Below are 15,595 nucleotides of genomic sequence, written 5' to 3'. Positions count from 1 at the left end.
TATACTAAACTAGAATGTTGTTTTGGGCAAGAATGTATACTATTTATTCACAAAAATGCATGTCTCTATATTATAGATATTTCTTCAATTCAAGCTTAGATGCTATAATAGAGGGGCGTATAGAAGCGGCAAATGAAATACATATTACAGTACAAGCTATCCAAATTAAATCGGCCATTCTTAACTCTACGGGATATTCATCAATCACGGATGTTTCTGTGCCAATGGAAACAAGTCCGTAATGTTGTTGTAAATAACAAATACCCACACCAACAGCCATTCCGATGGTTGCGCCTGTAATTGCAATCATCATTCCTTCGGTCATAAAAATATTCCGGATAAATGTTTTAGTGGCACCCATTGACTTTAATACAGCAATATCTTTTCTTTTATTCAAGGTTAACATGGTAAGACAAAAGAATATACCTACAGATGAAATTGCTAAAATAAAGCTGAGCATGATATTGACGACAAATTTTTCGACTTTAATAGCTTTCAATAAACCTTTGTGTTGCTCGTCGCTATTTAATACTGAGAATTTGTCTCCCAATACTTCGCGTAATGTATTTCGAACGGAGTTGATGTCATATCCTTTCGAAACTTTTACTTCTAAGGAAGTGCGTTCATTTTCGAAATTCATTAACTCTTTCGTAAACGAAAGTGGTACAAAAATATAGTTGTCGTCGTATTGTTTTTCAATAGCAAAAACGCCGCCTACTTGTATGCTTTTAATTTTAAATGCATCAAAAGAGCTTGGGTTTTTAATTTTGTCTTTATCTGGATAATAAATTTGTACAGGTGCGAATTGATTGTTTAGTGGTACAGATAATTTGTATTGCACACCTCTGCCAATAATGGCAAACTCTCTTCCTTGTTTTTCCAACTTCATGTTACCCGCTACAATAAAGGAATCCATACGATGTTGTTGCAAAAAATTTTCGGATAAGCCTTTGATTTTAATTACATCCGATTCGTTTTTATATCTTAAAACTGCATTGTCTTCAATCACTTCCGTAATGATAAATACGCCATCTGTTTGCTGAATGAGCTTGTGCAGGCTATCTGTCATTAAAAATGTTTTTCCTTCGACGGGCGAGATCTTTAATTCCGGATCAAACGAATTGTACAAAGAGCGAATTAAATTTTCCATTCCGTTAAAAACCGACATTCCTATAACGAGCGACATCGTTATAACAGCCACAACAAGTATGGACAACATAGATATTACATTGATAAGAAGTAAATTCTTGCCAGAAAAATAATAGTGTCGCGCAATAAATAAAATGGATTTCAACCGATTGTATAATTAGTCTTTCAACCCAGGATATTGTTTGGGGTCAAAATTTTCGTCTTCTTTTTTAGGGATTGTGATTTTAGAGATAACATCATCCATGTGGTTGGCATAGTCAACATTGTCATCCAAATAGAAAATAATCTCGGGTATAATACGCACTTGTTTGCGAATGCGATCTCCCAATAATTTACGCAAGGGTTTAATCTCAGTTTGAATTTGCTTTAAAAATGATTTTTTATCCTCAACCAACATGATGCTCAAATATAATTTAGCAACACTCAAATCTGGACTCATTCGAACCGTAGTTATGGAGATAAACACATTACCAAATAGCATCCGACTTTCTTTCAAAAAAATATCTGCCATCTCTTTCTGAATCAATCTTGCTACTTTTTGTTGTCTTACGCTTTCCATATTCGTCCTTTTGTTAATACTACCTTCTAGAAGGGACTACAAAAATACAAAAAAGAGTCGGCTTATGTCTAGTATACTGATATGGAAAGCAAAAAAATGCTTAATTTGGCATAAAAAATAGAAAGCTTGTGTTACAATTTTTAAAGAATATTGATCCGGTACGATTTATAGTTATTGCTATACTTGCATTCTTAGCGCGTTTTTATTGGCTATCAGATGAAATTGTTATCATTCCAACCTTACAATGGTTGAGTATTGGTGAAATAATGGCCGACCATAGAGTTCTTTATAAAGATATCTGGACGTCTTTAGAGCCATTCAGTGCTGGCACATATTATGTCATTGAGTTGGTTTTCGGAAAATCTATTCTAGCGCTCCGCATATTATCCTTGCTGTTGTGCATTTTGCAAGCCTTTTTGTTTAACTACTACGTCTCCAATACCAATATATACGATCAAAAAACAGCTTATCCCGCATTTTTTTATGTGTTGTTTAGCTCTTTAAATTATGATTTCTTTTCTCTATCACCTGTGCAATTGGGGTTAACATTTATGTTGCCTGTTATGTATTTCTTATTTAAAGATGTGCGTATGGGCGAAAAATCAAAAAATCACTTTTTTGCTGGTGCATGCCTTGGTATTGCCTCTTTGTTCTACCTACCATTCGCTTTTTTTATTGTCTTTATTATTTATTCTTTTGCCGTATTTAGTTCTTTTGATGTTAAACGTTTCTTCCAGTTAATTTCTGCTTTTGTTTTTCCATGGATGATGGTGTTCTCCTATTACTATTTAAATGGTTCCTTAAATGAAGTATTAAGTAACTTAATACAAAGTACAATCTATGGCCGACCACAAAATTACGTTGATTTATATTCCATCATTCAAGTGGCTTTGCCCGCCACGATTCTTTCCGTTATAGCTTTCTTTTTTACTGTTTCTAAAAGCACGTTCTTAAATTACCAATATTCATCCATGAAAATAATGGTTATGTGGTTTGTCAATGGACTCGTAGCTTATTTTATCATGAATGAACGGGTTTGTTACAACATCTATATATTGATTCCAGTTTTTACGTTCTTCACAGTATTTTTATTTTTAGAAATTGATCGATTGTGGTTGAAAGAAAGTTTGTTGTGGCTAGTAATTTTTACATTTGTGGGACTTCACATCTATCACAAAAACCTTGATACCGAAAAATTAGAAGCCCATTCCTCTAAAATATTAATTTATAGAGATGCAGAAGTACGTTTTAATGGAGATGTTATCCAAAACAAAAATGTGTTACTATTAGGTCCCAACCCTGCAGCTCTTATTCACAATAAGCAGTCTACGATATATACATCTTGGAATCTATCTTTGAGACATTTTGGAGATTTGACCAATTACAATAATATTTCTTTTATTTACTCGAACGTAATGGACAATAAGCCTGAGTATATTTTGGACCAAATTGGTATTATGCCAAGTCTTATTGAACGGATACCCGAGCTTGCTGATTATTATGAACCTTCCTACGATAAAAAAACATATCGCTTGAGAAAATAAAAAATCCCTACACAGTTGTGTAGGGATTTTTTATTCGGGGTTCTATTCTTAATTTTACTTTTTCAAGTTTGTACTTTGTCGCAATTTATTAGCAAGTAGTTGTTGGTCGAAAAGACACACAGCAAGCTTCGCAGCAATTAAAATTTAATTCTGTTGTATAAAATGACGAAGTAGGATTAATTAACAACAAGCAATTTTATTTACTCTGCCTTCATGTCTGCCGCCTTCAAACGGAGTTTCTACAAACATTTTTACACAGGCAATAGCTTCTTCAATTGGAATAAAACGTGCTGGCAAACACAGTACATTTGCATTATTATGTTGACGTGTAAGCATTGCTATTTCAGGTGTCCAGCAAAGACCCGCACGAATATCTTGATGTTTGTTTGCCGTCATACACACACCGTTGCCACTGCCGCAAATTAAAATGCCAAAGGTTGCTTTACCTGATTCAACCGCTTCTGCAACAGGGTGAGAGAAGTCTGGATAATCTACAGAAGCCTCTGAAAACGGACCACAGTCTATCGTCTTATGGCCTTGAGATTCTAAATAAGCAATCACTTCTTTTTTATAGGTATAGCCAGCGTGATCGCCACCTAATGCAATGGTATATGACATAATAAATTAATTTTCTTCCGCTTCTTTTAATTTCCTTTTATAAACAATAGCACTTACAAATATACTTCCTTCATACAATAAAAGCATCGGTATAAGCATCAACATCTGACTTAGCATATCTGGAGAAGGTGTTACAATTGCAGCAATTACTGCCATTACTAGTATCGCATGTCTTCTGTAATGTCTCATCACCATTGGAGTCATTATACCCATCAAGGATAAGAAGTAGACAACAACGGGAAGTTGAAATATAATTCCTCCGCCCAAAGCCATCATACTCAACGTAGAGATATAAGAGCTTACATCAAAATTATTTTCAATAGAAGGATCTAACTGATAATTTGCTAGAAAGTTAATGGCTAATGGTGCAATGATATAATAACCGAAAAGAATACCGATGAAAAACAAGATGGAAACACCAAATACAACTCCCTTTACATTTCTACGTTCTTTTTCGTGTAGCGCTGGTGCTATAAAAGCCCATATTTGATATACTATAAATGGAAACGCCGCAATTAAGCCCGCAATTATCGCCGTCATAATGTGCATGGAGAACTGCCCTGTCATGGTACGGCTCATCAATGTGAAATTCATGTTACCCACACAAAAATCAAAGTATTGGCATAATATTCTGAAGGTAAAAAAATCTGGCCTTGAAGGTGCCATTAAAATTTCATGAAAGATAAAATCCATGTAAATAAAAGCGATGATAGCCAAGACTATCACCGCAATCATTGATTTCATTAAATGTTTCCTTAGTTCATCTATGTGATCAAAAAAGGACATTTCTTTTTTTACTATTTTATCGTCCACTTAATTGGGGATTAATACATGTTGAATTAGATATACAAAGGATACTCTGCCATCCAGTTGTTTATATCTTTACGAACCGTTTCGATTACAGAATCTTTTGTTTGGTTCATCAATACGCTATCGATCATTTCTACAATTCGGATCATGTCATCGTCTTTCATACCACGACTTGTAATAGCAGCAGTACCTACACGCATACCTGAAGTAACGAATGGTGATTTGTCGTCAAATGGCACCATGTTTTTATTGATGGTAATATCTGCACGAATCAATGCATTTTCAGCTTCTTTACCTGTCAAGCCTTTGCTTCTAAGGTCGATTAGCATCAAGTGGTTGTCTGTACCCCCAGAAATAATATCGTATCCTTTTTTCAAGAATGCTTCAGCCATTATTTGAGCATTCTTTTTTATTTGTTGTGCATACTTTAAATAATCATCTGATAATGCTTCGCCAAATGCAATTGCTTTTGCAGCAATTACGTGTTCCAACGGACCACCTTGTGTACCAGGGAAAACGCCCATGTCCAATACATTCGACATCATGCGTACATCTCCTTTTGGTGTTTTTAAACCAAATGGGTTTTCAAAATCTTTACCCATCATAATAACACCACCACGAGGGCCTCTTAGCGTCTTGTGTGTAGTAGTAGAAACGATGTGGCAATGAGGGATTGGATCATTTAATAAACCCTTAGCTATTAAACCTGCAGGGTGAGAAATATCAGCTAATAATAATGCGCCAACACTGTCAGCTATTTTGCGGAAACGAACATAGTCCCAATCACGAGAGTACGCTGAAGCACCGCAAATAATCATTTTAGGCTTTACTTTTAATGCAATCGCTTCAACGATATCCATGTTGATTAAGCCATTGTCCTTTTCAACACCATAAAAATGTGCTTGAAAATATTTACCAGACATATTCACTGGAGAACCGTGCGAAAGGTGACCACCATGTGATAAGTCAAAGCCTAAGATTGAATCCCCAGGATTTAAACATGCAATCATGATGGCAGCATTTGCTTGTGCACCCGAGTGTGGTTGTACGTTTGCCCACTCTGCGCCGAATAATTTTTTTAAACGATCAATAGCAATTTGCTCTACTTGATCCACCACTTGGCAACCACCATAATAGCGCTTGCCCGGTAGGCCTTCCGCATATTTGTTGGTTAATACACTTCCCGTTGCTTCCATCACTTGTTTTGAAGTGAAATTTTCTGAAGCAATTAACTCGATACCTTCTTCTTGACGGTGAGCTTCTTTAGAGATTAAATCAAAAATTTGAGTGTCTCTTACTGTTGTGCGAATGGGTGCAGTAAACATATGTTTCGATGGTGATTTTAAGGTCCAAAATTAATGCTTTTCGGGCAGGTTAAAAAGGAAAGGGCCAATTAATCCACAGCATTTTTTATACTACTTCATTAGATATCTTTTTAGTTTCGCAACCTATTGAATTATAAAGGTTTTGATACATATTAATGGTTGGCTGCCATTTGTCGTTAAAGTATTTTGAGTACCTTTGTTTGATTTTCAATTTTAATGTCCATAATGCTATGATTAAAAAAAGTATACCGCTTGTGTGCCTATGTTTGCTTTTGTGTTTTCACTCCCAAGCTCAAACCGTAGAAGATATTTTTAAAAATTACGATATGCGCGTAACATGGTTTGGTATCGATTATTCACAGTGCAAAATTATAGGTTCTATAGGCTCCTTCGGTGGAAAAAGTCCTACTTCTCCCCAAGAATTGCGCGATAGTTATTATCCAGCATGGAATCAATTGATACTGTCTGAGCCTGAAAAATATAATATTCAAAGTATGATTCATAGAGGCAGTGTTGCAAAAGATGTGAGTATGGTGAAAAAATTAAATGCTTCTGTCTCACTTGATTCTATGGAAGCGATTACAACACCGAATTATACCACCACAGAAATCCAACAATTTATTTCAAACTATCCAATTGATGGTAAAACGGGAATTGGTTTGGTATTTATTGCAGAGAGTATGGATAAGGCAACAGATGAAGCCTATTACCACGTAGTTTTTTTTAATATTGAAACAAAAACAGTCTTACTCCAAGAGCGATTAAAAGGTGCGGCCGGCGGCTTTGGTTTGCGCAATTATTGGGCTACTTCCATTAGTAAGGTAATGGATTACATCCGTGAAGATGGCTATTATAAATGGCAGAAAAAATATAATGGCAAGGTCAATAATACAAAAAGCAAGACTGCCCCAACATGGTAGGTTGAAAGGTTTTGTTGCAATATTATTTCACAGAAAATATATTTACCCTTAATTACATTCAGAATTCCCGTTGTCTATTATTTGTTATGAAACGTATACTTGTCGCCTTACTTTCCTTCTTTATATTTTCTCCTTGTTTTTCGCAAACAGTTCAAGATATCTTTAATCCAAGTACTGAAATTACTTGGCTGGGGATTGATTATTCTCACACAAAAATTGTTGGTAAAATGAGTCAATTCGGGGGCGTAACACCTATCACTGCGCTAGAATTACGAGATAAATACTATCCAGAATGGAATCAATTGATTTTAGACGAACCCGAAAAATATTCCATTCCAAAAATGATTTACCACAAAACTGTGGTGAATGACATTCAAATGGTAAAAACACTTAATGCAGCAGCATTATTAGATTCTTTGGAAGTGCCTTCTACTCCGTATTATACACCAGATTATATTCAATCAATTGTTGCAAATTATCCCTTAATAAATAAAAGTGGTATTGGCTTAATTTTTATAACTGAATGCTTGAACAAATCATACGGTGGTGCATACTATCATGTGGTTTTCTTTAATATGAGTACGAAAGAAATTCTTTTACATGAGCGTATTCAAGGAATGGTAATTGGTAATGGTCTTCGAAATTATTGGGCAGGGAGTTATTTCAATGTAATGGAAGATATAAGACAATTGCGCTATCCAAAATGGAAAAGAAGGTATTTGACAACGACGCCTACGAATGTTAAATAAGAAATTAGTGATTTGAAAATTTTTTCTTACAGTATTGTTGCTCAAACTATTTAATTGAAAAATGCCTCGATATAATTTTTATTTCGAGGCATTTTTTAGAATATACTTTTATTTAATCACCTGCAACCAACTATTTACAGGCCCACAAGTACTATAGGAAAATCGATAGTAATAAACGCCTTCATCTATTTCTTGCTCTGGCCAAGTGTTTTTATATTTTGAATTTTGATAAATCATTGATCCCCACGAATTATATATTTCAAGATTGCCTTCAAAAGTTTCATCTGATTCCACTTCAAATGTGTCGTTATGCGAATCATTATTGGGAGTGATTAAATTAGGAAGCTTATAATTTATTCTTTTTAAATACACTGAATCGGTATTTTGTCCACAGGTATTACTTACTTGAACAGCATACGTATTACCTGCTATGCCTATTTGGTGAGGATTTGTATTTCCAGTATTCCAGAGATATTGCACTTGATTTGGTTCTGCATTCAAAACATAATTATCACCAATACAAACATCAACATCTTTTATAAAATCCTTTTTGGGGAAATCATCCACAAAAATATCATTTCGTGTTATGATATCTGGCTTACACGAAAAATCGATGATTAGCTTTGCTCTATGTTTGCCTGAATGTGCAAATGCATGTGTAATCGTATCTGTATCAAAATATTTTTTAACAGCCTCGCCTACTTCTTCTATTTCCCAATGATAATGCGTAGCTGGCGGAATACCTGTTGCTATAAACCTTGCAGACGAAGTAATACATGTTCGGGTATATTGAATTACAGGGCTACCGTATTCATACTCTTTAAAATTTGGATCAAACCAACTTTGTACAAAATTGGGTGCAATAGCAACCAATTGCGCATACTGAATTGGTTTTGTTATGTGTGTACTTAGTTGGGTGCTGTAAGTAGTTTTGGCTGAACTTGGCTGATCCACACTATTCATCGTTACGTAGTAAGGTTTATTAGTCGCAAAATACACTTTGCCATCTGGACCATTCTGAACACCAAAATTAGCCCCATAACCAAAATCGAACTTTTCTCTTGAAGCATAAATAGCTGCCGTATCCGAAAGGTCAGAAATATTATATCGAATTTCGCCACCTGCTTGATACAGGTATGTATTATCAACTGAAAAGCACGATTGTGTATTTTCACCTCTAAAAAATATAGGGTTATAAGCTAAGCCAGTACTGTTATCAAAATGGGCAATCATGCTACCACTTTCTGGTAACATATAACCCGTACGTATATGAAATAAGTCCCCCTTCGGTGAAAATGTAATGGTATTTTTTTCTAAAAATACAACAATACCTAAGTCTGGAGAAATTACTGTTTCTTGTATGCCGCAATCGGTTAATAACAAGGACACAAACCGATTGATTTTAAAATCATACGTCATAATCCATGTATCTTTTGTATTGGCATGTTTAACAGCGGCAATTGTGCTCATCACATGTCCACTACCATAAATTACTTTATTTTTAATGAGTACTTGCCCATTAAAATTATTTGCAGACATGTCAATCAAATTCAAACTTAAAATATAGCTTACCGGATTTATATCGCTACAAATAAATTGTGCATTGGCAATTACAGGATAACGCAAATCGTCGCACGTAATTAAATAATATTGAAATGGATTGGTACTTAAGGGTACAATAACAGAGCCTTGCTGTGCCCAGCGGCAGGAATATAATCCTGTACCATTTGCCATTACCTGATGCTTCCAATTCCAGATTGTTTCATTGTCTGTATAAAATTGCAAAGCTCCATTTTTATCACAAATGGTTGCACTAGATTTAGCATCGCCCAAACCACCCAATTGATTTGTACAAGGTGGATTGCAATTAAAATCATACCCAATACCTTCGGATACGTACCACACATTTGCTCGTTTGCTTTGGGCATTGGTATGCAATAAGCTAAAAAAGAATACGGATGTTAAGCATATACTAATTATGATTGAATGTGTTCGAGATATAGCGAATTTTGTTAGCACGTTTTACGCTTTTCTTTTTTGTTTGAAAATATAATATCCTACGCTGAATTGGGCTTGAACCGTATTCATTGTTGCGGAGCGCGTTTTATTAATATTTACTAAACCACGATTTAATCGTAATTCAATAACCACCCTATCCTTCATAGTTAATCCCAATCCTACTAATATTCCAGCATTAAAGGATGAATAATCAGAACGCACATTTTGCTTATAATAAGTTATCCTTTTGGGTTCAGGGTCTTGCCATGGTCGATAAATGGTATCTGCTGGTAAATTTAATCTTCCATTATCTGTTGATTGTTTGGCAGAAAGTAGATATCCAACAAAAGCACCTGCTGTTATATCAAAGGTGACTTTATTCCCAAAGGATACTTTTCCCATCAGTGGAATTTCTAAATAATTCATGTTAACATTAAACCCATTACCAATAGCGGTTCGATCACCTTCCCAATTCGTATAATATTCCATTTTTGCAAAAGTTGTTCTAAATGCATTAAAATTCAATTCTGATTGAATTGAAAGCCGGTGATTCAGTCTATAGTTTGCTAGAGCACCTCCACTTATTCCAAAAAAACCAAAATCAACGAGCGGACCTTTTATATATTCATCCTCACTATTTGTCTTAAATGCAAATTTATTAACATTCATGTTTAATTTCAAACCAACATTTAGTTGACCGAAGCAAATACTTGAAGAGATACTTATTAAAAATAATAGATGGATTTTTTTCATATAGCTGTTAAATAAAAACATTCCATTGATGTTATCAATGGAATGTTTGAAGATACAAAAAGAAATTTAATATGTGATGAGTTTAGAAGTAGCAGATAATTCACCTTCAACATATAACTGAATTAGATAGACTCCTGCTGCGTATTCTGTTATGGGTATTTCTATATCCTGCATGCCTTGTTCAATATATTCTTCTACTACGATGTCTGCGCTACCTGTAAGATTTACAACCTTAACCTGTATATTAGAAGCTTGCTCTGTTGTGAAATTCACGTGAACTAAATTTTTTGCGGGATTCGGATAAATATTTAAAACATTTATTGCTTCCCTAGTAATTGGAATCGGATCATTTTGGGGATCACCCTCCGTTGTATTCATATTGCCGCTTGTGCGCAAAACATTTGGCACACATGGTGCAATATAAAACGTATTAGAAACAATATTACCAACTCCAATATAATATGCATGCCCATTTCCGTATACCATTGAAGATTGAATTTGAATCCCTTGATCGTAATTTTTTATAGGATTACTAATCCATTGGCCATTTAAATAATAGATTTGCTTACCTGGTATATCATAAGCTTTAGCATAAACTGTTCCTGTCTGTTTATTGATTACAAAAGGACCTGCTAATTGATTAGATACATTTTGACTTGAAGTATATGATGTAGAGGTACTGCTTTTTTGTATGATAGATAAACTACGTGCATAGTTAACAAAATAAATATTTTTATTAAATATAGAAATAGCCGAATTATATGAAACAGTTTTTAATTGAGGAGTAAGATTTATAGGAAACATTATACCCGTTATTGCATCAAAAGCTACTAATATGCCGCTTTGGTCCGCATATGCAACGATACCCTCTTCAACTGTAAACATATCATTAGAATAATTGATTGGAATATTTCCTACTAATACTGCAGGATTTAAACCAATAAGTGATTTATAATATACTTTGTTTGATGTATTATCGATATAATAAATTTTATCATCATTAATTTTAATTCGAGAGCCTACATTTGGAGCTAAGTTAATACTATTAAAATTTGTCCAAGTCAATCCATTATCATTGGTTTCAGCATAATATAAATTGTCCTTAAGAACATAAAATAATTTATCTGATTGAACTCCTTTATAAAATGCAACAGAACCTGAGCACGATATTGGTGCATTTGTGCTTTTATCTTTTAAGGATACATATCTCCAAATATTCGTACTATTATCAAAATATACCCTTTGTATAACTCCACTATTTGCTGTAAAATATAAATGATTACTATTCTCATTCAATGCTAAATTTGATGTAGTATTCGCTAATGGATCATTGAAACTATTTAAAATACCCATTAATAATCCAGGCGAAGTTGTTAAGTTCGTTGTTGTGCTAGCGGTACATCCGTTCAAATTTGTGGCTGTTACTTTAATTGGTTGACTCGGATTTTGATACACATTACCAATCGTGATTTTCAATTCTTTACAGTCTCCATTATTTAAATCATTTGGTGTATTACAGGATATATTCGATGATTGATAAGCTTCCCAGTTAAATTTATAATTCGCAGAAGATTGAACCGTATTATTTTGAAGTATTACTGGCTTTACAACTATATTAGAACCTTCACAACCTTTCAGCACATTAGGTAGACTTACAGTATATGGTTCTGATCCTTTTATGTATTTGCACATACTGTTTACCTGGCCAAGTTGAGTAATCGTTAAACATACATTGCCACCTTTTGCATAATTAGCACCGCCAGAATTTGTGCCAACGGTTATTGAATTTGCATATGGGCCTTGTAAATCAGAATATGGAATCCAACCTTGAGGTATCTCCCACTTGTATGTTTCGTTGTTATTGATGCGGGGTATGCTAAATGTTTTGGTTTGATTGTTATAATCACAAGTTGCTTTATCTATTCCTGATTCATTAGTAATAGTATCAGTTACAGGTTTAGGAGGGGTCAATGAGGTTAATGTAAAAGTAACAACATTACTTATGCTTTTTAAATGCCACTTTTGTCCGCAAGGATACAAGGGTATAGGCCAACCACAGTCCCATGAATCATAAAGTTCATAATATCTTCTTATTATGTAAATGTGCTGAACAAGTCCTTTATTGATTTTAAAAATTACTGGGTCAAGTGTAAAGTCTTTTGGTTTTGCTGCTGGTCCCCATAACTCCTCTTTATCACCTACATCATACCATGTATAGCCATCATTAGATATTATATACTGATATCCTTGGTGTCTTTCTCTGCCTTGATTTGGCCAGTTGATGAATGAGCCAAAAACACTTGTAGGGTAAATTACATCTCCATCAACAAGGTTGAAAAATCCTTGATCTCCGCAAATTGCATTATATGTACTGTCTGGTCTAGGGCAATGTAGTAAAGTGAAAGAGACAACATTACTTTCGTCATAACAAATTTCAATCCCCCCCTTGTAAGCAATTGCTACTCTACGATAATATGTATTACGGGTTTGCTTTTCTGGCATATATGATTTCCCATTTTCACCACTTATAATTGAAAAATTATTCCCCTCATTCCGTTTGAACCAATAATATTTGATAGTTAAATTAGTCGCTGTAGCAGCTCCAACTCCAGTGCTTGAATCCTGTGCAATAGGTTGTGTTGGTTGATATGGTAAATCAACAAATTTGGAGCAACATATTATATTGTAAAATATTTTATTTGGGTCTGCAATTATGCTAAAGTGCCATTTATTAGTTTCTGCTATTTTGTGATACGTTAAGATTGCAGGTGGTGGATCAAGTTGCTCGATTCGAACTATATAAGTATAGGAAGTAGAGGCTTTGCCTTTCTGCAGCTTTTCAAAATCTTCACCCGCTACAATTATGGATGTGGAATCATCATTGTCAGTGCTAGAGATTGAATGCGATTGGGAGCCCACATATACCTCACTCCCATCGGTATTAATACTATATACCTGAAATTTGACATATTCACCCAAATCTCCGACACGATCAAGGCCTTGCCATTTTATATAAAAGGTTAAAAATGACAAAGGCAAAAGATTTTGAGTAATTTTTGCGTTGTCATATAGTGTAGTGTCTTTAGTGCCGCCCCAATAAGATTTTCGTATTGATGTTTTTACTCTTGTTATTTGAACATCCAGGGCCTGTGCTGAACCTACACATAATAATAACATGCATAGAATTAAAATTTTTTTCATAAAACTTTTTTAGATATAAAATATTTGATTTTAAAAATGGCATACACTCAATGTCTACTAAAAAGATTAAGATACTGATTGAAGGAAATCCTTTATTAGATGAAAATAATGTTTGTCATTTAACAAACTATAAATAGCTGATTACCTGCAAAATTAATTTAAAACATTGTTGATTATATTATTTTATTTGAATAGATTATGCACTAAATAGATAATTTAGTTATGGAAATCGGCATTAAAATAAAAAAAGTTAGAGAACTGCGAAATCTAACTCAGGAATACATGGCGCAACAGCTTAATGTTAGTCAATCTACATACAGCAGATATGAAAAAGAAGATGGTGATTTAACAGTTTCTCAATTAAATAAAATTGCGCAATTGCTCGAAATAAAAATCGACGATTTAATTAATTTTGATGAAAAATTAATCTTTAATAATTATGGAACAGCACATGATAAATCTTTTTCAGTTAACTACATTAATATTTCCGAAAAAGAACGTGAATTATATGACAAAACCATTAAGCTATTAGAAGAAAAAATATTGATGATTGAAGCCAGATAAATTCTTTTAGACACGTTATTTAATTCACCACCCTACCCTTTTCCAACACCAATTTGTGATCTATGCAACGTGGCATATCACTATCGTAATGGGACACATAAATTAATGTCTTTTCAATGTGTTTGCAAATACCATCAACAATAGATGTAAATAAATTTGTTTGCTGCTTATCCAATCCTTGACACGGTTCATCTAAAATTAATACAGGCGGATTCTTAACCAATGCCCGTGCTAATAACAATACGCGTTGTTGACCTAAAGATGTTTTATAAAATGCTTTTTGTTTTAATTGCAATACATCCAGTGCTTCCATCCAATACAATACTGTTTTTTGTTGCATCGTACTTAAGCGTGTTGAAGAACCCACTTGATCGTGCAAGCCGGAACTTACAATTTCGAAACAAGTTGTTTTGTCTTGTGAAAATCCGCCCAAAGAAAAATCGTTTTTTGCCATGGCTTGCGATTGTATATACGAACTTCCGCGAAGCACATGATTGTGCATCTCTGGCGAAACGTAGCCAATCTTTTTCTTAATCTCCCAAATGCTTTCTCCATTGCCCCGCTTCTGGTCAAATAGAGACACATCATTCAAATACACCTGCGGATTATCTGCATTGATTAAACTCAATAAGGTCGATTTCCCTGAACCGTTTGCGCCTAGCAAAGCCCAATGCTCTCCGCGTTTTACCGTCCACGAAATATCATCTAATATTTTTTTATCTCCGAAGGCAATGTTTGCATGATTCATCTGCACAGCAACATCGAAGTATGGAACGTTCGTGAGAGCTATTTCTTTTAAGCGATCCCAATCAAACGTATGCTCTTTCGCCTCTACTGTTACAGTGACATCATCCTTGTTTTCATCCAATACACGGATTGTTCCATTTTCCATTCGAAAAAGCTGGTCTACACAATCAGGTATTTCATCGGATGTAGTAATAATTAAAACGGTTATGTTTTGTTCTTTTACGTCTTTTACTATGTCATGAAGTTGGTTCCGTGTTGCCGTATCCAAACCAATAAAAGGCTGGTCGAGTATCAATACATCTGGCTTAGCAAGCAGTGCCAATGCCAATTGCAAACGTTTGCCTTCTCCATTAGATAATTCAATAACAGGTTGCTCTAGCTTCACTCCAAGATTTAATTGAACAACAATTTTTTCTAATTCTAATTTGTTTGGGTTTTCTTTTATTAGAATATCCCTTACCGTAGGAAAATTGTCGCTGTAATTGCGATCGTAACGTTGTCCGAAATACGACTTCGTTTCAAACGCATATCTAAAATCGTGCTGCTGCTGCACAATAATTTTATTCAATTCTGTGGAAGAAAAAAGTAATTCTCCTGAAGTAGGGGGTCACATCCATTTTCTGGGGAGCAACTGGTTTAGGCGAATAATTTAGACAAT

Annotated in this window: 13 protein-coding genes and 1 pseudogene; 4 read left to right on the top strand and 10 right to left on the bottom strand. The window is 34.4% G+C overall.

The features are described 5' to 3' along the window. Positions 1-70: 70 nt before the first annotated feature. Both Q0543_RS01275 and Q0543_RS01270 read right to left on the bottom strand, forming a co-directional pair. Complete coding sequence (locus Q0543_RS01275) at positions 71-1,219, bottom strand: FtsX-like permease family protein (protein ID WP_299247956.1); 1,149 nt, start codon at positions 1,217-1,219, stop codon at positions 71-73. A gap of 87 nt (positions 1,220-1,306) precedes the next feature. Further along, positions 1,307-1,708 carry a ribosome-binding factor A gene (locus Q0543_RS01270; protein WP_299247954.1) on the bottom strand — a complete coding sequence of 134 codons (402 nt, stop codon included), beginning with the start codon at positions 1,706-1,708 and terminating at the stop codon, positions 1,307-1,309. 128 nt (positions 1,709-1,836) lie between these two features. Here Q0543_RS01270 and Q0543_RS01265 point away from each other — a divergent pair, with 128 nt between their 5' ends. Continuing rightward, a complete protein-coding gene (locus Q0543_RS01265) occupies positions 1,837-3,252 on the top strand; it encodes a DUF6427 family protein (RefSeq protein WP_299247952.1) in 1,416 nt (471 codons plus the stop codon). Between the two features lie 180 nt (positions 3,253-3,432). Here the strand turns inward: Q0543_RS01265 and rpiB are convergent, their stop codons facing one another. Genes rpiB through glyA form a run of 3 tightly spaced genes read right to left on the bottom strand, consistent with a single transcriptional unit; the run spans position 3,433 to position 6,005 of the window. Then, entirely contained in the window at positions 3,433-3,870 is a 438-nt protein-coding gene (gene rpiB / locus Q0543_RS01260) for a ribose 5-phosphate isomerase B (protein ID WP_299247950.1), read from the bottom strand. Positions 3,871-3,876: 6 nt separating this feature from the next. Further along, complete coding sequence (gene tatC / locus Q0543_RS01255) at positions 3,877-4,656, bottom strand: twin-arginine translocase subunit TatC (RefSeq protein ID WP_299248071.1); 780 nt, start codon at positions 4,654-4,656, stop codon at positions 3,877-3,879. 53 nt (positions 4,657-4,709) lie between these two features. Further along, positions 4,710-6,005, bottom strand: a complete 1,296-nt coding sequence (gene glyA, locus Q0543_RS01250) for a serine hydroxymethyltransferase (protein ID WP_299247948.1) — start codon at positions 6,003-6,005, stop codon at positions 4,710-4,712. 326 nt (positions 6,006-6,331) lie between these two features. On the opposite strand from glyA, the gene Q0543_RS01245 reads away from it, so the two are divergent. Both Q0543_RS01245 and Q0543_RS01240 read left to right on the top strand, forming a co-directional pair. Continuing rightward, positions 6,332-6,925, top strand: a complete 594-nt coding sequence (locus Q0543_RS01245; RefSeq protein WP_299247945.1) for a hypothetical protein — start codon at positions 6,332-6,334, stop codon at positions 6,923-6,925. A gap of 86 nt (positions 6,926-7,011) precedes the next feature. Next, complete coding sequence (locus Q0543_RS01240) at positions 7,012-7,674, top strand: hypothetical protein (protein WP_299247942.1); 663 nt, start codon at positions 7,012-7,014, stop codon at positions 7,672-7,674. 108 nt (positions 7,675-7,782) lie between these two features. On the opposite strand, the gene Q0543_RS01235 is transcribed toward Q0543_RS01240, so the two are convergent. From Q0543_RS01235 to Q0543_RS01225, 3 genes are all read right to left on the bottom strand, one after another. Next, entirely contained in the window at positions 7,783-9,693 is a 1,911-nt protein-coding gene (locus Q0543_RS01235; protein WP_299247938.1) for a gliding motility-associated C-terminal domain-containing protein, read from the bottom strand. Positions 9,694-9,696: 3 nt separating this feature from the next. Next, complete coding sequence (locus Q0543_RS01230) at positions 9,697-10,425, bottom strand: porin family protein (RefSeq protein ID WP_299247935.1); 729 nt, start codon at positions 10,423-10,425, stop codon at positions 9,697-9,699. Between the two features lie 66 nt (positions 10,426-10,491). Then, positions 10,492-13,626 carry a T9SS type A sorting domain-containing protein gene (locus Q0543_RS01225; protein ID WP_299247932.1) on the bottom strand — a complete coding sequence of 1,045 codons (3,135 nt, stop codon included), beginning with the start codon at positions 13,624-13,626 and terminating at the stop codon, positions 10,492-10,494. Positions 13,627-13,848: 222 nt separating this feature from the next. Here Q0543_RS01225 and Q0543_RS01220 point away from each other — a divergent pair, with 222 nt between their 5' ends. After that, positions 13,849-14,190 (top strand): helix-turn-helix transcriptional regulator, encoded by a 342-nt coding sequence (locus Q0543_RS01220; protein ID WP_299247929.1) that lies wholly within the window; start codon positions 13,849-13,851, stop codon positions 14,188-14,190. Positions 14,191-14,209: 19 nt separating this feature from the next. On the opposite strand, the gene Q0543_RS01215 is transcribed toward Q0543_RS01220, so the two are convergent. Both Q0543_RS01215 and Q0543_RS01210 read right to left on the bottom strand, forming a co-directional pair. Further along, the gene (locus tag Q0543_RS01215; RefSeq protein ID WP_366799922.1) at positions 14,210-15,205 is read right to left on the bottom strand and encodes an ATP-binding cassette domain-containing protein; all 996 of its coding nucleotides are present in this window, start codon (positions 15,203-15,205) and stop codon (positions 14,210-14,212) included. Between the two features lie 18 nt (positions 15,206-15,223). After that, a pseudogene (locus Q0543_RS01210) lies at positions 15,224-15,529 on the bottom strand (ATP-binding cassette domain-containing protein); the annotation flags it as partial. Positions 15,530-15,595 lie beyond the last annotated feature (66 nt).

It is taken from the genome of uncultured Cytophaga sp., assembly GCF_937863595.1.
Taxonomy (GTDB): domain Bacteria; phylum Bacteroidota; class Bacteroidia; order Cytophagales; family Cytophagaceae; genus Cytophaga.
Note: the sequence above shows the minus strand (reverse complement) of the source record. Positions and strands in the feature narration are given on the sequence as shown.